Below are 19,575 nucleotides of genomic sequence, written 5' to 3'. Positions count from 1 at the left end.
GGTGTTCGTACGGCCAGGGCACGCCGGGCTCACCGGCGCGGGCCTGCCCCAGTTGGGCGCCACGATCGTCGCCGCCATTCTCTGCGCGGCCACCGTCCGGGAGATCACCGTTCTCGGGCAGACCAGGCATTCGCCGAGGGCTCGTGACCACCAGTTCCCGGAGCTCCGGGAGCGGCGGCTCCAGGCCCGTCCGCCTGCGCATCACTCGAGCTACGTCTTGTCGTCGAGCTCCGCCTCGAGCTCCGCGGAGCCCGTCGTCCGAGACCGTCACCGCCCGGGTGCCGGGCCCGAGCTGCCCGAGCTGGCATGCCAGAGCCGGCGCTGGGGTTCCGCCGGATGGCCGCGGATCCGTCCTTCCCGCGCCCCGGGAGTCGGCCCGATATCGGAGTAGGGCGAGAGCCGGAAGCCGTTGCCGTACTCGATGGGCCGCCCGCCCACACCCGTGCCGGAGGAAGGCGGCTCGCTCAGCACTGCGCGGACGGCGCCGATGCCCTCGGCCCGCCACAGCCGGTCGAGGTCGTGCAGGTTCCAGCAGTGGACGGCCCGCAGCGAGACGGCCCTCCCACCGGTGCGCCTGACCACGCCCCGGGCCAGCAGGAGCCACGACCCGAACACCGTGGCCGCGGTGTGCGCCTGCACCGACTCGAAGAACGTCAGGTCGATCGGACCGGTCGAGTCGTCGAGTGTCGCGAAGATGACCCGCTGACCCGAGCGCACGGCCGGGGTCTGGGTGGCCACCTTCACCCCCGCGACCAGGATCTCCGCCCCGTTGCGCCGCTTCAGCAGGTCCTTCGACCTGGTCACGCCGATGGCGTCGAGAAGCTCGTCGTGGAAGCCGATCACGTGACGGCTGACGTCCATGCCGAGGATCGACAGCTCCGCCTCGACCGCCTCGACCTCGGTCATCTCCGGCAACTCCCCCGGCGTGACCTGTTCGGTGAACCCCATCGGAAGCTGCACGGCCGCTCCGGACGCGCTCACGCCCGTCGAGGACGCCCGATCCAGGGCGCCCACCTGGGCGACCAGGTCGCGCCGCGTCAGCTCGCCGGGACGCCATCGGGGCTCGCCCGGCCGCAGGCCGTACAGCGCGTCGAGGCCGCCGACCTCGACGATCCGCTCGGCCGTCGGGCGCGAGGGGCGGGCCCGTTCCCAGAAGTCGGCCATCGAGGTGTACGGCCGGCCCGCGACCATCCGGTCGACCTCCGCGTCGCTCGCCCCCTTGACCGCGGAGAACGGCACGCGCAGGCCGTACCCACGCCCGATCTCACCGATCCTGAGCTCACCCGGCCGGTCGTGCGCGACGGGACCCGTCCGCTCCACGAGCCATTCCCTGCCCGAGCGGTTGATGTCCAGCGGAAGGATGTCGACCCCGCACTGGCGGGCCTCGTCGAGGATCACGCGGTTGGGGTACATGCCGGGCTCGTGGGTGAGCACTCCGGCGAAGAAGGCGGCCGCGTGGTGCCGTTTGAGCCAGGCCGACTGGTAGGTGGGCAGCGCGAACGCCGCCGCGTGCGCCTTGCAGAACCCGAACCCGCCGAACGCGTCGAGCACCTTCCACGCCTTGTCGACCGTGGCGTCGTCGAAGCCGTTCTCCCCGGCGAGCGGAACGAACCACGACCGGACGATCTCCCGGCCCGCCGGGGTCCCGAGGGTGCGGCGCATCTTCTCCGCGAACGACAGGCCCTTCCCCGTCATCACATCGATGATCCTCAGGACCTGCTCGTGGAAGACGACCACCCCGTTGGTCTCCCGGAGCGCGCCCCTCAGCCTCTCGTGCGGGTAGTACGGCTCGCGGTAGCCGTGCCTGGCCTCCAGGTAGGGGGTGACCATGTCGGAGTTGACCGGTCCCGGCCGGAACAGCGAGATGTCCACGATCAGGTCGTGCATGGTCCGGGGCTCGAGCTTGGCCACCAACTCCCGCTGGCCCGGTGACTCGATCTGGAAACAGCCGAGCGTGCGGCCGGTGCGGATCATGTCGTAGGTGGGCTGGTCGTCATGGGGGACGGCGTCCAGGTCGATCTTCCGGCCGTCGACTCTCTCGATCTCCCGCAGCGAGTAGGCCAGCGACGACTGCATGCGCACGCCGAGCACGTCGAGCTTGAGCAGGCCGGCCTCCTCGACGTCGTCCTTGTCGAACTGCGACATCGGGAAGTCGAGCAGGCTGCGCTCCACGGGCGTCCGGTCGCGGAGGGTGGAGTTGCCGATCAGCACCCCGCACGGGTGGAGCGCGATGTGCCGGGGCAGCCCGTCGAGCCTCTCCGCCAGCCGGAACATGTTCTGCAGCGACCGGTCGTTGAGCCCGCTGTCGCGCAACTCGGGCAGGTCGGACAGGGCTGCGCGGATCTGCTTGGCCCTGACATGCGGAAACGCCTTGGCGATGACGTCGATCTCGTGCGGCGGCAGGCCCATGGCCGCTCCCACGTCGCGGAGCGCGCTGCGGGCGCGGTAGGTCTCCATCATGGAGACGCAGGCCACGCGCGCCTCGCCGTACCGGCCGAGGATGGCCCGGTAGCAGTCGAGGCGGCGGGCGGACTCCACGTCGACGTCGATGTCGGGCAGGCCGCGGCGCCCCTCGGAGAGGAAGCGCTCCATCAGCAGGCCGTGCTCGAGGGGGTTCACCTCACCGATGCCGATGAGGTGGTTGACCAGGCTGCCCGCGCCGGAGCCCCGGATCGCGCAGCGGATGCCCATCGAACGGATCATGTCCGTGATGCCAGCGACTGAGATGAAATATCCGGACAAGCGCTTCTTCTCGATGATGTCCAACTCGGCGGCGAGACGGTCCCTGGCGTCGCGCGAGCGGGCCATGCCGCGGTCGATCAGCCCGTCCTCGCACCGGTGCCGCAACAGCGGGACCGGATCCTCGCCGATCTCCGGCAGGTGCAGCCGGGGGTCGTCCTCGTCCAAAAGCGGGACGATCTCGACGGGGTCCAGCCGGCAGTCGTCCGCGACGCGGCGCGTCTGCGCCAGCAGACGCGCCGCACGGTCGGCGTCTCCCCCGCAGATCTTGAAGGCGATGCGGGCCATCTCGCCGCCGTCCTTCAGGTAGGCGTGCGCGGTGGGGTTCTCGACGTGCCGCGTGTGCAGGGGCACGAGCTTGCGTGCCGCGTCGAGCACGTTGCCGACCTGGTGGCCGGCGGCGTCGAGGTAGCGCACCGCGTTGGTGAGCACGGCGGGCACGCCCATCGAGCCGGCCAGCGCGAGCATCCGGGTGGCGACGTTCGCGTCGTGGTAGCCGAACAGGTCGGACAACTCGACGACCAGGTCGGGCACCACGGAGCGCCAGGCGGCCAGCAGGGTCCTGGCCTGGTCGTCCCGCCGCTCCGCGACCGCACGGCCGACGCCGGAACGCGGGCCGAGCATCACCACCAGCCGGGGGTCCCCGTCGGGACCCGTCGCGTGCTCGGCCACCATCCCCGGCGTCACGTACGGCTCGCCCCGCTCCCCCACGTGGTGGGCCGCGGTGACCAGACGGCACAGGGCGGCCCAGCCGCCGGAGCGGGCGAGCACGACGATCCGCGCCGGGTCGTCCCCCGGCCGGGCCGGCCGCGTCTCGGTCGCGAGGTCGACGCCGACGATCGGGTCGATGTCGTCGGCATGGCACGCCTGGATGTGCTTGACCGCGCCGTAGAGACCGTCGCGGTCGGTCAGCGCGAGGGCGTCCATGCCCTGCTCGGCCGCCCTCCGGACGAGGGCGCCGGGGAAGGCCGTGCCGTACCGGAGCGAGTAGGCCGAGGCCACGTGCAGATGGGTGAAGGAGGTCATCAGAGCCCCCCTGATCGGAAACCCCGGATCGTTCCCATCAGTCCCAGGCCCTCAGGAGGAGCCATCCGCCGCTCGCGGTGTCGAAGCGCAGTTCGTAGGTGCCGACGTCCCTGCCCGCGGCAGCCTCGAGCCGCCAGAACCGCCGCTCGCCGGGGTCGGCGTCGTTGGTCTTCCACCATTCGCGCGCGACCACCCAGTGGTCCTGCACCTGCCGTACGGCATAGAGCCGGTCCCGCCAGACGAACTGAGCAGGCTGACCGTCCCGGACCCACACCTCGATCGGATCACCGTAGAGTCTGCTCAAGACGTCTTCTCCCTGTGGCTTCACTGCCACCCGGGGGAAGACGGGCGGATCAATCGGGCAGAATGCCCGCTACTTCGAACATACGTTCCCAGGAGATCGAACGCAAGTCGCCACATCGACGGCGCGCGTCGCGGATCTTCCCGACCCGGCGGCGGGTCAGTCTCCAGCCCTGCGGACCAGGGAGTTCGCGGTCGTGGAGTTCCGGATGCTGAAGGTGACGCTGCCCGCCCGATAACGGTCGTCGGAGCACTCGACCGGGCGCCCCTCCTGACTCGTGGTCGTGCGCCGCTGGCGCAGCAGGGGGCTGCCGCGGCGGACGCCGAGCAGTCGCGCGTCCTCGGCCCCCGCGGCGACGGCGTCGATCAGGTGCTCGCCGTAGGCGAAGACGAGGCCGACCGCCTCGTAGAGTTCCTGGGTGACGGACTCGCAGGCCGGGTCGAGCTTCTCCACGGCCGGCGCGATCCAGCTCGCGTAAACGGTCCGCTCCACCAGGACGGGCTCGCCGTCGAGACGGCGAAGCCGGACCACGACGAGGACCTCCTCGCCGGGTGTGATCGCGAGCCGTACCGCCTCAGACGGGGTGGACGGACGGCGATGGGAGTCCAGCACGAGGCCGCCGGCCTGGTGGCCGACCGAGCGCGCCCACTGGGCGAAGCTGTGCAACTCGGCGAAGCTCTGGCTGCGCTCGCTGCCGAGCACGATCCGCCGCGCACCCTGCCGGGTGCCGACGAGCCCTTCCGCGACCAGTACGGCGACGGCCTGGCGGACCGTTCCGCGCGCCGCGTTGAAACGGGAGGCCAGCTCAGCCTCCGTGGGGAGCTGAGCCCCGATCGGATAATCGCCCCGGACGATCGCGTCCCGCAGTTCTCCCGCGATGTGTTCATAACGCGCCATCGTTCCGGTACCTCTCCGTTCACATTATTGACATCAATGTGCGACTTACTGGTCTCGCTTGTTTGTACAAGTTGCTTTAGGTTCGATCCACATATCTCAGTGGGAGGCACCCGTTGTCCACTCGTATCGCCGGCGTTATGGCCGCGCTAACCGTAGCCACCTTGACAGCCGCCGCATGCGGCTCCGCCCCGAAGTCGGACACGACGACCGCTTCCGGTGGCACCGGCCCCAGCGCCGCCACGGCGACCTCCGCCGCGGACCTCGGCGGGCTCGACAAGCTGGTTGAGGCCGCCAAGAAGGAAGGCCAGCTCAACGTCATCACCCTTCCGCCGGACTGGGCGAACTACGGCGAGATCATCCAGGCCTTCACGACCAAGTACGGTATCAAGGTCAACAGCGACAACCCTGACGGCTCCAGCCAGGACGAGATCAACGCCGTCAAGACCCTGAAGGGCCAGGACCGCGCCCCCGACGTCCTCGACCTCGGCGCCGCCTTCGCCCTCAGCGGCGCGCAGGAGGGCCTGTTCGCGAACTACAAGGTGCAGAGCTGGGACAAGATCCCCGACGGCCAGAAGGACACGAACGGCGCCTGGTTCTACGACTACGGCGGCTACGTCTCCATCGGCTGCGACGCCAAGAAGGTCACCACCTGCCCGGCGACCTTCGCGGACCTGCTGAAGCCCGAGTACAAGGGCAAGGTCGCCATGAACGGCGACCCGACCAAGTCGGGTTCGGCCTTCGCCGGCGTGTACGCCGCCGCGCTGGCCAACCAGGGCTCCTTCGACGACATCCAGCCCGGCCTCGACTTCTTCAAGAAGCTCAAGCAGTCCGGCAACTACAACCCCGTCGAGTCCACCCCGGCCACGGTCGAGAAGGGTGAGACGCCGATCAGCATCGACTGGGACTACCTCAACGCGAGCTACTCCAAGGAGTTCGCCGGCAAGGGCGTCGACTGGAAGATCGCCATCCCGACCGACGGCAAGTACGCCAGCTACTACTCCCAGGCGATCAACAAGTCGGCTCCCCACCCCGCGGCCGCCCGCCTCTGGGAGGAGTTCCTCTACAGCGCCGAGGGCCAGAACCTGTGGCTGAAGGGCTACGCCCGCCCGGTGCTGCTGCCCGCGATGCAGGCCGACGGCACCGCCGACGCCACCCTGGTCGCCCAGCTTCCCCAGGTCGACGGCACCCCGACCTTCCCCACGCCTGAGCAGGTCGACAAGGCCAAGGCGGCCCTGGCGAGCGGCTGGGGCGCGGCGGTCTCCGGCTGATGACGGTCCAGTCCCCCGTCCATACCGCTCCCGCCGCCGCCGGCGGCGGGAGCCGCCCGAAGAAGTCGAAGAGCTGGCTCGCGACCGTGCCGCTGCTGGCCTTCGTCGTCCTCGTCTTCGGCGTGCCCCTCGTGATCATCCTTGGCGGGACGTTCACCCGGGAGGGCACGCTCAGCGCCGCGAACGTCACCGACTCGCTGCAGGGCGCCTACCTCACCGCCCTGCTCGGAAGCGTGAAGCTTTCGGCGCTCGTCGCGGTCGTCGGCGCGCTACTGGGCACGTTCCTCGCCCAGGCCGTGGTCACCTCGCGGTTCCGGCTGCTGCGCGAGGCGGTGCTCACGGCGTCGGGAGTGCTGTCCAACTTCGGCGGCATCCCCCTGGCCTTCGCCTGGATCGCCACGCTCGGCAACTCCGGCGTGGTCACCTCCGCCCTCGGCCTCGACTCGGCCGGGTGGAGCCTCTACAACTTCTGGGGCCTCACCCTGGTCTATCTGTACTTCTCCATCCCGCTGATGGTCGTCGTGGTCGTGCCGGCACTGGACGGCCTGCGCCCGCAGTGGCGTGAGGCGGCCCAGAACAACGGCGCGAACACCTGGCAGTACTGGCGGCACGTCGGGATCCCGGTGCTGACGCCGACACTGCTGGGCGGGGTCGTCCTGCTGTTCGGCGGCGCCTTCGCGGCCTACGCGACGGCGGCGGCGATGGTCGGAGGGACCGTCCCCCTGGTCACCCTGCAGATCGCCAACGCGCTGTCCGGCAACGTCCTCATCGGCCACGAGAACGTCGCGCTGGCCCTCAGCCTGGACATGATCGTCGTCGCGGGGCTCGTCATGGCGGTCTACCTGCCGCTGCAGCGAAGGAGCGCCCGATGGCTGCGCTGACTCCCGCGGGCCCGATGGCTCCGGTCACTCCCCCGGCCATCGCCGCAGGACCCGGCGGCAGGGCCGGCAGGCCACGCCGGATCCGGGTGTGGCGCGGCGTGGTCCTCCTGGTGGCGGCGGTCTACTTCCTGGTCCCGCTGATCGCCTCGTTCACGTTCACCGTCAAGGACGCCAGCAAGGGCTTCACGCTGGACGCCTACGGGCAGATCCTGTCGGCCGAGGGCTTCGGCAAGTCGCTGCTGCTCTCGCTCGGGCTCGGCGTCGCCACGATCGTGGTGGTCCTGCTGCTGACGTTGCCCGCCATGCTGGCCGTACGGCTCAGCGTGCCGAAGCTGAAGCCGGTCCTGGAGATCCTCTGCACGCTCCCCCTGGTCGTGCCGCCGATCACCTTCGTCGCCGGCATCACCACGATCCTGCAGTGGGGACCCGACCATCTGGCGGACACCCCGTTCTTCCAGACCATCATCGCGGCGCAGAATCCCGACTTCCCCGTGGTGCTGGTGCTGGCCTACGTCATCCTGGCGCTGCCGTTCGTCTACCGGGCCCTCGACGCGGGATTGGGCGCCCTCGACGCGCGCACCCTCGTGGAGGCGGCCAGGAATCTCGGCGCCTCGTGGCCGCACCTGCTCTTCCGGGTGATCGTGCCCAACCTGAGGTCCGCCTTGGCCAGTGCGTCCTTCCTCACGCTGGCGCTCGTCCTCGGAGAGTTCACGATCGCGTCGCTTCTCCACTACCAGACCTTCCCCGTCTGGATCTACACGATCTCCGGCTCACAGGCGCAGGTCTCCGTGGCCGTCTCGGTGTTCAGCCTCCTGATCACCTGGCTGCTGCTGCTCGTCCTGTCGTCCGCCGGCGCTAGGCAAAGGAGTGGCTCATGAACGGGGCCAAGGTGGAGCTGCGCGGGCTGCGCCGGAATTTCTCCGGCACCACCGCGCTGGACGGGCTGGATCTCACCATCGAGCCGGGCGAGCTGATCGCCCTGCTCGGGCCGTCGGGATGCGGCAAGACCACCGCCCTGCGGTGCGTCGCGGGTTTCGAGCAGCCGGATGAGGGCGCCGTGCTGATCGACGGCGCCGACATCACCCGGGTGCCCGCCAACCGGCGTGACGCGGGCATGGTCTTCCAGTCCTACAGCCTCTTCCCGAACCTGAGCATCCGGGACAACGTGGCCTTCGGCCTGCGGGTCCGCAAGGTCGCCGCCGCGAAGCGGCACGCCCGCGCCCAGGAACTGCTGGAACTGATCGGCCTGCCGCAGATCGGTGAGCGGTACCCGCACCAGTTGTCGGGTGGACAGCAGCAGCGGGTGGCGCTCGCCCGTGCGCTCGCCCTGGAGCCGCGCGTGCTGCTGCTCGACGAGCCGCTGTCCGCGCTCGACGCCAAGGTCCGGGTCACCCTCCGCGAGGAGATCCGGCGGCTGCAGCTCTCGCTCGGCATCACGACGATCTTCGTGACGCACGACCAGGAGGAGGCCCTGTCCATGGCCGACCGGGTCGCCGTGCTGCGAGCGGGCCGCCTGGAGCAGGTGGCCGACCCGGCGACGCTGTACGACCGGCCCACGACGGCGTTCGTGGCGGAGTTCGTCGGCACGATGAACCGCATTCCCGGCAAGCTGTCCGGGCGTACGGTGACCGTCCTCGGTCAGGACCTGCCCGTGGAGGGCGACGTCCCCGCGACGTCCGACGTCGAGGTGCTCGTCCGCCCGGAGACCGTGATCGTCACGCCGGACCCGAGCTCCGAGGCGATGATCCTGGTCTCCTCGTTCCGCGGGTCGACCTCACGGCTGCGGGTCCAGCTCGGCGACCTCGAGATGCTCGCCGACGTGCCCGGTCACGACACCGTACGGCTCGCGCCCGGCACTCGCGTGCGGGTCGAGCTCGTGGAACGGCCCGTACTGGTCTCGGCGTCCTCGGACGTCGCGGCGGCGGTTCCGGTCTCCGAGCACGATGTCGTCTGAGCCACCGAAGCCGTCCATGGAGTTGGGTGCCGTCCTGTTCGACATGGACGGCACCGTCGTGGACACCGAGGGACTGTGGTGGGCGGCCTGCTTCGAGGTCGCCCTCCACCTCGGGTCCGCCCTGGCGGCTTCAGATCAGCATGCCCTGCTCGGCCTGTCGATCGAGGACGCCGCGGAGCGCCTCGTCCGGATGGCCGACGGCGCACCGGCGCGACGGGAGGTGGAGAGCATGATCACCAAGGCCTTCACCGTCCGGGTCGAGGCCGGCGTCACCGCACTGCCGGGAGCGCTCCCGTTGCTCGACTCCCTGAAGGCGGCGGGAGTGCCGGCGGCCCTGGTCAGCGCGTCTCCCCGGCGGATCGTCGACATCGTGCTGGAGACGATCGGCGCCCACCGGTTCGAGTTGTCGATCGCGGCCGGGGAGAGCGCCAGGAACAAGCCGGCGCCCGACCCCTACCTGACGGCCGCGAGGAAGCTCGGGGTCGATCCGGACGGCTGCGTCGCGGTGGAGGACAGCCCCACGGGGGTGGCCTCGGCCCGCGCCGCCGGTTGCGCGGTCATCCTGACGGGCGGCGCGGAGGCCGCGCCTGCGGGGGTGGCCAGGGTGTCCACGCTGGAGAGCGTGGACCTGCCGCTGCTGCGGCTGCTCGTGTCGCGCCGCGACTGAACGGATCCCGGGGGCGGGAACACGGGAACAACCGGTGACGTGACGCCGGTTGGGCATGATCATAGGTGAAGCCTGAAGACAGGAGTCGCACATGCGTGCCGTCGTCGTTCCCTCCCACGGCGATTCGTCGGCCATGGAAGTGACCGAGGTCCCCGATCCGGTGCCCGGACCGGGAGAGGTCCTCGTCGAGGTGGCCGCGAGCGGGGTCAACTTCATCGACGTCTACCACCGCGAGGGCCGCTATCCCCTGCCGCCGCCGCGTGTGGTCGGCTCCGAGGGCGCCGGCACGGTGTCGGCCGTCGGCGACGGCGTGACCGACATCGTGGTCGGCGACCGGGTGGGATGGGTCAACATCCTCGGCTCCTACGCCGAGAAGGCCGTGATCCCCGCGGCGAGGGCGATCGTGCTGCCCGGCGGGGTGTCGCCCGAGGTGGCGGCGGCGGTGCTCCTCCAGGGGCTCACCACCCACTACCTCACGCACTCGACGCACGAGATCCGGCAGGGCGACGACGTGCTCGTGCACGCGGCGGCGGGCGGGATGGGCCTGCTGCTGACGCAGGTGGCCAAGCTGCGCGGCGCGCGGGTCCTCGGCACGGTGTCCACCGCCGAGAAGGAGAAGCTCGCGCGGGCGGCCGGCGCCGACGAGGTGTTCGGCTACGACGGCTTCGCCGAGTGCGTCAAGGATCTCACCGGCTCCGGCGTCCACGTCGTCTACGACGGCGTCGGCGCCGCCACCTTCGAGGGCTCCCTGGCGTCGCTCCGGCCGCGCGGTCTGCTCGCTCTCTACGGCGCGGCCAGCGGGCCGGTCCCGCCGTTCGACCTCCAGCGGCTGAACCAGGCGGGCGGCCTGTTCGTCACCCGGCCCTCTCTCGGCTGGTACACCTCGACCCGCGAGGAGTTGCTCGCACGGGCGGACGAGCTGTTCGGCTGGGTCGCGTCAGGCGCGCTCAAGGTGCACGTCTCCCAGCGGTATCCGCTCGAGGACGTCCGGCGGGCGCACGACGACCTGGAGGCCCGCCGTACGACCGGCAAGGTGCTGCTGATCCCCTAGCCGCCCGGCCGGGAGGGCGGTCGTCGGTGGGCATGCCCTCGCCGGCCTCCCGGCGTCACGGGGTCACGGGGTCACGGCGTCACGTGGCCGCGTGGAAGATCAGCACACCGAGGTAGACGCCGCCGGCCACGGCGACGACGTGAAGGACGATCGACAGCACACGGACAGCGGTGGCGTTCATCGGCGTCATCCGTTCAGCAGGCGCTTCTTGGCGGCGGAGTACTCGGCCTCGTCGAGCCGCCCCGCCTCACGCAGGGCGGCCAGCCGTTCGAGCTCGCCCACGAGTGCGGACGGCGGGCTCGGCTCAGCGGAGGCCGGGGCGGACGGCCGGTGATCGTGTCCGTCCCGATGTCGTTCCCGCTCCCGCTCACGCTCCCTGTCCCGGTCTCCGGGGAGCTCGACGCTGGTGATCCAGCGGACCTCCCCGGGGCGGGGGACGTTCCCGGGTGGCGCCGCCTCCGGTGGGGCGGCACCCCAGAAGACGCGCCGGGCCGCGTCACGTTTCGCCAGGAACAGCAGCGGGAGGCCGCCCATGAGGATGAACACCACGGCGCAGACCATGAAGCCCCACTCGACGCCGAGCTCGGGATCGATCGCCGAATCGAGGAAGGCCCAGCCGAGGCTCAGGAACAGCGCCGGCCATGCCAGCACGACGAGCCTCGGGCCCACGGGGAGCAGGTTCGCCGCGTAGACGCCGAGCGCGGCCAGGCCGCCCAGGATCGAGACGGGGATGATCCAGGAGATGCCCGTCGGGCAGGGCGTCTCGACGACGTACGGCCCGCCGGACCCGCAGCTGCCGCCGATCGACATGACCGCGCTCGAGCCGAGGTAGAGCAGGGTGAGCGCGCAGCTCAGCGCGCCGAGCCCGATGAGCAGCCCGATGGACCGCCGGATGAGCCGGAGGGGGGTGAGCATGGCTCGAATATAAGACAGGAACGGGCGGCCGCACGGGGGCATGATCCTGTTTCGATCCACCTCATCCGATCTACGGCAGCGGCTGAGCGGGCCACTCCAGCAAACGGGCTCCGAGCACCGCCGTCTCCAGGGTGAACCGCTGAGTGGGGTCGGTCGGGGAGAACCCCGTCAGCCTGCGGATGCGCTCCAGCCGGTAGGTGATGGTCCGGGTGCTGATGCCGAGCCTGCGTGCGGCGGCGGTGTGGTTCCCCTGGGACGCGAAGACCGCCTCCAACGTCTCCAGCAGGGCCTCGGGCCCGCCGCGGGCCTTGGTGAGCGGCTCGAGCACGGTGGAGACGAGGTCGACGATGGCGCTCCTGTCCCGGAGCAGGACGGGGAAGACGAGCAGGTCCGCGGCCTTCAGCACCTGTGGGCGGAGGCCGAGCCGCTCGCCGAGCTCGATGGCGCCGGCGGCCTCCTGGTAGGAGGTGACGATCCCGCCGGGACCCGAGTGCGGCCTGCCCACACCCGCCCGCCAGGTCGTCAGCGCCGACCGCACGTGGTGGACGAACTCGCCTCCGGCAGCGCTCAGCGAGCCCGGGGAGACGCACACGAGCAGGCCGTCCCGCGCGGCCACCAGGATGTTGTGCGAACCGAACCTGGCGATCAGAGCCTGCTCGATCCTCCGGATCAGCGGGTCGCCTCCCGCCAGTGGCCTGTCGGCCTTGACGACGGTCGCCATGTAGGCCTCGGCCAGCCGCAACCCGAAGTGTTCGGCCCGCCGGGCGTCGGCCCGGCCCTGCAACAGGTCGGCGACGAACTCCCGGCGGCCTTCCTCTTCCTTCCGGATGGCCGTGAACTGCGCCTCCTCGTAGCCCTCCGCGAAGGCCGCCATGCTCCGCCGTACGGCGCCGAAGGCACCACCCGCCGTGAGCTCGGCGGCGTGCAGGCAGGCGTCGGCGAGCACGCGCAGGGGGATGCCGCGCTCGGCCGCGAGCGCGCCGCAGGCCCTCAAGTCGTCCACTTCGGCCCGGCCGGGTAACCGTCCGGTCGCGGCCGTGGCCGCGAGCACCGAGAGGTACCCGCCGAGAAGATCGGTGGGCACCCCGGTCGCCTCACTCACCCGAGCGAGAACGTCGTCCATCAGACCCCTACGTCGCGCCGCTCGAAGGCGAGCATCGCCGTCATCGCGAGCACGGCGGTCGCGCCGAGGAGCACGAGGTAGTCCCCCACCGGCCAGCCCTGGAAGACCGGCCGGCCGTCCAGGTAATAGTGGAACGGAGAGACCCAGCGCAGCCACGAGATCGCATCGACGCTCTTGCCGAGCGTCTCGATCACGTAGCCCCCGACGGCGTAGCCTCCGCCCACCGCGAGCGCGAGGGCCCTCTTGCCCGTCGCCGCGCCCAAGCCCAGCGCCAGTGTGCCGAAGAAGAGGGCGATCAGGAACAGCCCGGCGTGCGCGGCGACGATGTTGCCCGCCGGCACCTTGAGGCCGCCCACCGCCGCCAGCGCCAGAACCAGGACCATCGTCACCAGCGCGACGGCCAGCAGGCTGAGCGCGAAGGCCGCCCAGCGCTCCAGGACGAGCCGCCTGCGGTCGATCGGCAGCGTCATCGTGAGCTCCAGCGTCCCCTCCTCCTCGGGGACGGCGATCGCCCGGGTCCCGAGGGTCATCGCGAACATGATCAGGAGCAGCGGGACGAGGAGCTGGTAGACGACCGTCTGGAGGTAGCCGGTGCCCGACGCGATGTCGGCGAGCCCGCCCATGAGGTCCTTCAGCGGGCCGGGGTACTTCGACAGGGCGGCCTGCTGGTAGAACTCCGGATTGTTCCGGATGCTCGGATAGATCGACAGGTAGAGCGACAGGAAGGCCGAGATGCCGATCAGCCAGCCGATGACGCTCCGGCGGTAGTCGCGGAGGGTCTTATGCACCAACGCGGGCACGGGGGGCCTCCTCGCTGTAGTAGGTGAGGAAGATCTCTTCGAGGTCGGGCTCGGAGCTGACCATGTGGACCACGGTGAACTTCGCCGCGGCCTTGATGAGGGCGTCCGGCCGGCCGTCGATCGTGCAGCGGAGGCTCGCGCCCGTCACCACGACGTCCCGCACGCCGGGCAGGCCCTCGAACGCCTCCGTGGGGACGGGCGCGTCGAAGTGGAACTCGACGTGCCGGACGGCCCGCTCCCGCAGGGCCGCCACGTCCTCCACCGCGACCAGGCGTCCGCCGCGGACGATGCCGACGCGGTCGGCCACGTTCTGGACCTCGGCCAGCACGTGGGACGACATCAGCACGGTGCGGCCGGCCGTACGGACCTCTCTGACCATGGTCAGGAACTCCTGCTGGACCAATGGGTCGAGGCCGCTCGTCGGCTCGTCGAGGATGAGCAGCTCCGGCTCGTGCATGAACGCCTGGATGAGGCCGACCTTCTGCTTGTTGCCCTTGGAGAGCTGGCCCATCCTGATCGACAGGTCGGCGTCCAGCCGCTCGGCGAGCTCGTCGATCCGGCCGCGGCTCACCCCGCCCCTGACGTCGGCCATGAAGTTCAGGAAGTCATGGGCCCTGTCCCGCCCTTCGAGCGCGAGCTCGCCGGGAAGGTACCCGATCCGGGCGCGCACCGCGGTGTCGCGGGTGTCCGCCCCGAGCACGGTCGCCCGGCCGGAGGTCGGCCGGATCACATCGAGGAGCAGCCGGATCGTCGTCGTCTTCCCCGCGCCGTTGGGCCCGAGGTATCCGAAGACCTCCCCCGGCTGGATCTGGAGGGTGAGGTCCTCCAGGCCCTTGCGCCTGCCGTAGAACTTGGTCAGCCCTTCGGCCTCCACCACTGCTGTCATGCTCGCCATGTTCCTGCCACGGCCCGGTACGGCGATATGCCCGAGGTCGGACAACTCGGCAGCCGATTCCCTTCCCACATCCGGCAACGCCCCTCGGGCGTGATCATGCACAGGTTCGTGAAGAGCGCCCACGACCTGCGCGTCTTCTTGCCGTGATCATGCACACTTTCGGAAATCTCTGCCCTGACCTGGGCGTTCCCGATTCGTGATCATGCGCACCTTCGTTGATGTGCCGCGTGATCTGGTGTTTCACCGGCCGTGATCATGCACCACGGTTCGTACGGCGCAGCAGCCTCGCGCCCACCGCCAATGCCACCGCCGAGTACGACACCGCCCGGGCCAGCCGTACAGACCTGCGGACGTCCGCCACCGCGGGTCGCGGGCCGTCACCCAGCTCGGGGCGGCGTTCCACGCGACCGCCGTAATTGTTGGCGCCGCCGAGCCGTACGCCGAGGGCGCCGGCGAAGGCGGCCTCGCACCGCCCGGCGTTGGGGCTGGGGTGGCGGTGTCCGTCGCGCCGCAGCACGGCGAGCGCACCCCGGGGGGAGCCGTCGACGACCGGGGCGAGGGCGGCCGTGAGCAGGCCGGTCAGCCGCGCGGGGACGAAGTTGGCGACGTCGTCGAGCCGCGCGGACGCCCAGCCGAACCGGTTGTAACGCGGCGACCGGTGGCCGACCATGGCGTCCAGAGTGTTGATCGCGCGGTAGGCCACCAGGCCGGGCACGCCCGCGACCGCTCCCCACACGAGCGGCGCGACGACGGCGTCGGAGGTGTTCTCCGCGATCGACTCGACGGTCGCCCTGGCGAGCTCCTCGGCGTCGAGACCGGCGGGGTCGCGGCCGCACAGGTGCGGCAGCCGTTCACGGGCCGCGCGGAGATCGCCCGATTCCAGAGAGCCGGCCATGTGCGCGCCCTCTTCGGCCAGAGTCGTCCCCCCGAGGACGGCCCAGGTCGCGGCGGCCGTGACGGCCGTACGCGCGAGAGGACGCGAGCGGGTCAGCCGGTCGGCCAACAGCCCGAGGCCTCCGACGGCACCGACGCAGATCACGGTGAACGCCGTTCCAGCAAGCCTTGAGTCCTGATATATGCGCTTTTCCAGGGCGGAGACGCGGCCGCCGAACACCGCCACCGGATGGCCGCGCCGCGGATCCCCCACGACCGCGTCTACCGCCGCGCCCAGAAAGATCCCTGCCGTCGTGCCACTTCCCCTGATCACCTGGGCATTCTGGCGCATTTCCGTTCTTGTACGGCATGCGGGGAGGGGCGCGTGCATGATCACGGCGAGAGTTCGCCCAGGCCGGTGGGCGCGTCCGCGAAGGTGTGCATGATCACGACCGGTGAAACACCAGGTCGCGAGGCAAGTTTCCGAATGCGTGCATGATCACGGCCGGCGACGGAGCAGGTCACGGCACAGATTCCCGAAGGTGTGCATGATCACGGGCCAAGATGGCGCAGGTCACGAATGCTCTTTCCGAACCTGTGCATGATCACGGCAAGGTTGCGGGGGATGGGATCAGATGAGGTATTGGTGGAGGGCGTCCTCGTTGGCGTCGAGCCAGCGGGCGGCCCTTCTGATCCGCTGCCCCGCACCCTCTTCCCACATGCGCGCCCAGCCTCCGCCGCGGGTCTCCGCCTTCTCGCGCATCGCCAGGTAGGACCGGTCGAACCGGGTCCTGGCCGTCTCCACCAGTCGCAACCTGTCGCGCGGGGCCAGGCCGTACGCGTCGCAGAACAGCCGCAACCGCGCACCGACGTCGAGGCCGCGCTGAAGCGGGTCCCGATCGAGCGGGTCGGCGATCGGCGCCCAATGCCGCAACGTGGTGACCACGTCGAACAGCCGGGTCGTCGGCCTCGCCAGGTCGAAATCGATCAGCGCGTACGGCACAAGCCGTGCCTGCCCATCCGGAGAGGGCTCTTCGCGGAAGACGACATTCGCGGGTGTGACGTCACAGTGGCCGACGAGTTCGGGATCGTCGTCGAGAGCGGAACCGTCCTCCCAGACCGCCCCGGAAGCCGGTTCGAAGGACGCGGCGGCGTCGTGGAACCTTCGCAGGAGACCGGCGAGCGCGACGAGAGTGTCGCCGCTCACGGCGTAGCCCGGAAGGGGACGCGCGGGGACCTCACCCTGGACATAGGAGAGGATCTCCGTCTGCCCTTCGACGCCGAGCACGCGGGGCGCCCCGGCGAAGCCGGCCGATTCGAGGTGGCGCAGCAGCGCGTGGACCGACGGTGAACAGGCCCTCATCGGGCGCCGGACACTGGCGCCCACCCGCAGAACTCCTTCGGTGATTTCACCGCCGAGGAAGACCGCCGAAGGAGTCGATCGCACGACCATAGCGATTCACCTTAGCGGTGAGGATCCGGCCTTGCCCCTATTTCGGTCACACCTTTCAGCATGTTCTGACGGTCCAAGCCGGAAATGTCGATCACTGGTCACATCCCGGTAGGAATCAACATTTAAGATGATCCGCGTGCGAATCGGAACGCTCGGAGCCGCCCGGATCACCCCGTCCGCCTTGATCAAGCCCGCGAAGCTGGTGCCGGGCGTCGAGGTCGCGGCAGTGGCCGCCCGAGACCGATCGCGTGCCGAAGCCTTCGCCGCGAAACACGGCATACCGGTCGTTCACGAGTCCTACGAGGTCCTGATCGGCGACCCGTCGATCGACGCGGTCTACAACCCGCTGCCGAACGCCCGGCACGCCGAATGGACTCTCCGCGCGCTGGAGGCCGGCAAGCACGTGTTGTGCGAGAAACCGCTCGCGTCGAACGAGCCCGAGGCCCGGTCGGTGGCCGAAGCGGCCGAAAAGCACGGTCTCGTCGTGATGGAGGCCTTCCACTACCGGTATCACCCGCTCGCCGACCGGATGGTGTCGATCGTCGGGGAACTCGGCGAGATCAAGCAGATCGAGACGTGGCTCTGCTTCCCGCTCCCCCGCTTCTCGGACATCCGGTATTCGCTGCCCCTCTCCGGCGGGGCGCTCATGGACGCAGGCTGCTACGCCGTACACCTGGCGCGTCTTCTGGGCGGCGGAGAGCCGACCGTCCGGGCGGCGCGGGCACTGCTGCGCTCACCGGGAGTGGATCGGGCGATGTCGGCCTCGCTGGAGTTCCCCTCGGGGGCGGCCGGCCGGGTCAACGCCTCGTTGTGGTCGTCACAGCTGTTGAGAATCTCCGCCAGGGTCGTCGGCTCGCGCGGGCAGATGCGTGTGTTCAATTTCATCGCCCCCCAGGCCTTCCACCGCCTGTCGTACACGGTGGACGGCGTCACGAAGCGGGAGCGGGTAGCCGGCGATGCGACGTACACCTACCAGCTCCGCGCGTTCGTATCGGCCGTGGAGACCGGGGAGGGCAACCTCACGCCCCCGTCCGACTCGATCGCCAACATGGCGGTCATCGACGAGATCTACCGCAAGGCAGGACTGGCCCCGCGCGGCACGATCTGAGCCTCCGGCCGAATACCAGTTGTTCACGCACTCGTGGGATCATGCAGAATTAGGCACGAGCGCCCTTAGCTCAGCCGGATAGAGCATCGGACTTCTAATCCGACGGTCGCAGGTTCGAATCCTGCAGGGCGCGCTCCCCAGACCAGCCCAGATGCGCTCTGAGCTGGTCTTTTATGTGGTACGGCTCCTGAATCAAGCGGCGGCGCGGCGCGCCGCCGTACCCCCGGCCCTCCGCCCGCCCGCCGTCCGGGCATGCGGCCTGGAGGCCGGTCCCGGACGGCGGCAGGACACCGCGCGCCGTTCTCGCCGTACCAACCGAACGCCCCGACCGGGGTTGCCGCGCCGCCGCACAGATGCAGCCCTACGATCCAGGGTTCGTTCCTCACCCTGGCTCCCTGTGCCATGTGGTTGATCGCCGTGCGGCGACGCAAGCGCCTCATCCGGTGGTGTAATCCCTGGGATCAAAGGTCTCGGATGGCCTCGTGCGGCTTCTCGACCAGTGGGCTGAGCATCTCCAGCGAGTGCGGCTCACCGGAGTTACCATCTTCCTGCCCTTCGATTTCTCGGACCAGTGCACGGCCTGGTTGCGCGTCTCGTCGCCGAACGGAAGCCAAACCACCGTTGAGGCAGGGTGGAGCAGCATCGAGGGGTGGAGCTTCTCCCCTTCTGACTTCGCTGAGACGGCGACGGTCCATGACTTCGAATCCGTCGTCAACGCTTCTGTGGAGTGTGATCTTGGCGATCTCATCGCAGCAGTCGCGCAGAACCGGGACTCATTCGCCCTCGACGCGAGTAGTTGATCCATGGATCCTGACGATCGTCCGAGCCGTCCCCACAGGGGTTATCGCTGAAAGCGGGGCGGTCAGGCCGTCGTGATGGTGGATCATGAGTGGTGTGAACGGGAACGGCGGAGAACTGGGCGTCGACCTTCTCCGTTTGGCGGTCGCGCCCGCGTCCAGCAGGCCAGGCAGCGAATCATTCCAGCTGCAGGTCTACGTCAACGGCGCGGAGATGACCTCCGCCGGGGCGGGGCTGGGGATGGATCCGTACGACGTCCTGGTCCCGGCCGATCGACTGCTGGCCGATTCCCGGCCGCACACTGTCGCGATCGCTCGCTGCGGCGCATGCGGCGTCTACGACTGCGGGGGCACGGACGTCACCATCACCCGTGATGGGGACCTGGTGCGCTGGGAATGGTCGAGAGAGGTGCCCGCGGACCGAGGCGCCTGCTTCTCGGCCACTCAGTACGAGCTGGAGGTCGCGCGGGTCGCCGCAGATCATTCGTGGGAGACCCCGATGCGCACCGCGGGGCGGCTGGTCCTGACGAGCATTGACCACGACCGACTGCTGACTTACGGCCTCAGCGCCAAGAGAGCCGTCCCCCGAGATCCTGATCTGTTCGAGGTCTGGCTTGAGATCGAGGATGACTACCAGATCTTCGTCGCCACTCCCTGGCGCGGCCGCAGCCCGACCGAACTGGCGCGCGAGGTCTGCGCGATCCTGGCGCGTCCTCCTCATGAGTGGCCCGCCACTTGGCATTCCGTCAAGGGCTGGGTGACTACGCCGCCGAACATTGCGGGGCCGTCCTGGGAACGCGAGCAGCTCTGACGTCGCAGCGGCTACC

Annotated in this window: 18 protein-coding genes and 1 tRNA gene; 10 read left to right on the top strand and 9 right to left on the bottom strand. The window is 70.0% G+C overall.

Annotated features, from left to right (window positions below):
• Positions 1–267 precede the first annotated feature (267 nt).
• From Pmi06nite_RS34870 to Pmi06nite_RS34860, 3 genes are all read right to left on the bottom strand, one after another.
• Entirely contained in the window at positions 268–3,765 is a 3,498-nt protein-coding gene (locus Pmi06nite_RS34870; RefSeq protein WP_203957457.1) for a DNA polymerase III subunit alpha, read from the bottom strand.
• A 37-nt stretch (positions 3,766–3,802) separates the two neighbouring features.
• Positions 3,803–4,069: a DUF6504 family protein gene (locus tag Pmi06nite_RS34865; RefSeq protein WP_203885581.1), complete on the bottom strand. Its 267-nt coding sequence runs from the start codon at positions 4,067–4,069 to the stop codon at positions 3,803–3,805.
• A gap of 156 nt (positions 4,070–4,225) precedes the next feature.
• Positions 4,226–4,963, bottom strand: a complete 738-nt coding sequence (locus tag Pmi06nite_RS34860) for a GntR family transcriptional regulator (protein ID WP_203957456.1) — start codon at positions 4,961–4,963, stop codon at positions 4,226–4,228.
• Between the two features lie 161 nt (positions 4,964–5,124).
• Here Pmi06nite_RS34860 and Pmi06nite_RS34855 point away from each other — a divergent pair, with 161 nt between their 5' ends.
• The 6 genes from Pmi06nite_RS34855 to Pmi06nite_RS34830 all read left to right on the top strand — a co-directional run bounded on the left by Pmi06nite_RS34855 (position 5,125) and on the right by Pmi06nite_RS34830 (position 10,784).
• The gene (locus tag Pmi06nite_RS34855) at positions 5,125–6,231 is read left to right on the top strand and encodes an ABC transporter substrate-binding protein (protein WP_239114409.1); all 1,107 of its coding nucleotides are present in this window, start codon (positions 5,125–5,127) and stop codon (positions 6,229–6,231) included.
• Positions 6,231–7,112, top strand: a complete 882-nt coding sequence (locus tag Pmi06nite_RS34850; RefSeq protein WP_203957454.1) for an ABC transporter permease — start codon at positions 6,231–6,233, stop codon at positions 7,110–7,112. The genes Pmi06nite_RS34855 and Pmi06nite_RS34850 overlap by 1 nt, the downstream gene beginning before the upstream one ends.
• On the top strand, positions 7,100–7,990 hold the full coding sequence (locus Pmi06nite_RS34845; RefSeq protein ID WP_239114408.1) for an ABC transporter permease: 891 nt from the start codon (positions 7,100–7,102) through the stop codon (positions 7,988–7,990). The genes Pmi06nite_RS34850 and Pmi06nite_RS34845 overlap by 13 nt, the downstream gene beginning before the upstream one ends.
• Entirely contained in the window at positions 7,987–9,066 is a 1,080-nt protein-coding gene (locus tag Pmi06nite_RS34840; RefSeq protein WP_203957453.1) for an ABC transporter ATP-binding protein, read from the top strand. Before Pmi06nite_RS34845 ends, Pmi06nite_RS34840 begins: the two co-directional genes overlap by 4 nt.
• Before the next feature lie 16 nt (positions 9,067–9,082).
• Positions 9,083–9,733 carry an HAD family hydrolase gene (locus Pmi06nite_RS34835; protein ID WP_203957452.1) on the top strand — a complete coding sequence of 217 codons (651 nt, stop codon included), beginning with the start codon at positions 9,083–9,085 and terminating at the stop codon, positions 9,731–9,733.
• Positions 9,734–9,824: 91 nt separating this feature from the next.
• Complete coding sequence (locus Pmi06nite_RS34830; RefSeq protein WP_203957451.1) at positions 9,825–10,784, top strand: quinone oxidoreductase family protein; 960 nt, start codon at positions 9,825–9,827, stop codon at positions 10,782–10,784.
• 186 nt (positions 10,785–10,970) lie between these two features.
• Here Pmi06nite_RS34830 and Pmi06nite_RS34825 read toward each other — a convergent pair whose 3' ends face one another.
• From Pmi06nite_RS34825 to Pmi06nite_RS34800, 6 genes are all read right to left on the bottom strand, one after another.
• Positions 10,971–11,699 carry an SHOCT domain-containing protein gene (locus Pmi06nite_RS34825; protein ID WP_203957450.1) on the bottom strand — a complete coding sequence of 243 codons (729 nt, stop codon included), beginning with the start codon at positions 11,697–11,699 and terminating at the stop codon, positions 10,971–10,973.
• Positions 11,700–11,769: 70 nt separating this feature from the next.
• Positions 11,770–12,822 (bottom strand): PucR family transcriptional regulator, encoded by a 1,053-nt coding sequence (locus tag Pmi06nite_RS34820; protein WP_239114407.1) that lies wholly within the window; start codon positions 12,820–12,822, stop codon positions 11,770–11,772.
• Positions 12,822–13,622 (bottom strand): ABC transporter permease subunit, encoded by an 801-nt coding sequence (locus tag Pmi06nite_RS34815; RefSeq protein ID WP_203957449.1) that lies wholly within the window; start codon positions 13,620–13,622, stop codon positions 12,822–12,824. The genes Pmi06nite_RS34820 and Pmi06nite_RS34815 overlap by 1 nt, the downstream gene beginning before the upstream one ends.
• Positions 13,603–14,508, bottom strand: coding sequence for an ABC transporter ATP-binding protein (locus Pmi06nite_RS34810; protein WP_203957448.1), 906 nt, complete (start codon positions 14,506–14,508; stop codon positions 13,603–13,605). The genes Pmi06nite_RS34815 and Pmi06nite_RS34810 overlap by 20 nt, the downstream gene beginning before the upstream one ends.
• A 262-nt stretch (positions 14,509–14,770) precedes the next feature.
• Positions 14,771–15,742: a cobalamin biosynthesis protein gene (locus Pmi06nite_RS34805; protein ID WP_203957447.1), complete on the bottom strand. Its 972-nt coding sequence runs from the start codon at positions 15,740–15,742 to the stop codon at positions 14,771–14,773.
• A 279-nt stretch (positions 15,743–16,021) separates the two neighbouring features.
• Positions 16,022–16,843 (bottom strand): phosphotransferase, encoded by an 822-nt coding sequence (locus tag Pmi06nite_RS34800; RefSeq protein WP_203957446.1) that lies wholly within the window; start codon positions 16,841–16,843, stop codon positions 16,022–16,024.
• A 136-nt stretch (positions 16,844–16,979) separates the two neighbouring features.
• Here Pmi06nite_RS34800 and Pmi06nite_RS34795 point away from each other — a divergent pair, with 136 nt between their 5' ends.
• The 4 genes from Pmi06nite_RS34795 (at position 16,980) to Pmi06nite_RS34780 (ending at position 19,559) form a co-directional block, all read left to right on the top strand.
• Positions 16,980–17,951 carry a Gfo/Idh/MocA family protein gene (locus Pmi06nite_RS34795; RefSeq protein WP_203957445.1) on the top strand — a complete coding sequence of 324 codons (972 nt, stop codon included), beginning with the start codon at positions 16,980–16,982 and terminating at the stop codon, positions 17,949–17,951.
• 59 nt (positions 17,952–18,010) lie between these two features.
• A tRNA-Arg gene (locus Pmi06nite_RS34790) sits at positions 18,011–18,084 on the top strand.
• A gap of 349 nt (positions 18,085–18,433) precedes the next feature.
• Positions 18,434–18,751 (top strand): hypothetical protein, encoded by a 318-nt coding sequence (locus Pmi06nite_RS34785; RefSeq protein ID WP_203957444.1) that lies wholly within the window; start codon positions 18,434–18,436, stop codon positions 18,749–18,751.
• A gap of 85 nt (positions 18,752–18,836) precedes the next feature.
• Positions 18,837–19,559 carry a hypothetical protein gene (locus tag Pmi06nite_RS34780; RefSeq protein ID WP_203957443.1) on the top strand — a complete coding sequence of 241 codons (723 nt, stop codon included), beginning with the start codon at positions 18,837–18,839 and terminating at the stop codon, positions 19,557–19,559.
• The last annotated feature ends 16 nt before the right edge of the window (positions 19,560–19,575 follow it).

The organism is Planotetraspora mira (genome assembly GCF_016863275.1).
Lineage (GTDB): Bacteria > Actinomycetota > Actinomycetes > Streptosporangiales > Streptosporangiaceae > Planotetraspora > Planotetraspora mira.
The sequence above is the reverse complement of the archived record's forward strand: the minus strand, read 5'-3'. Positions and strand labels throughout refer to the sequence as shown.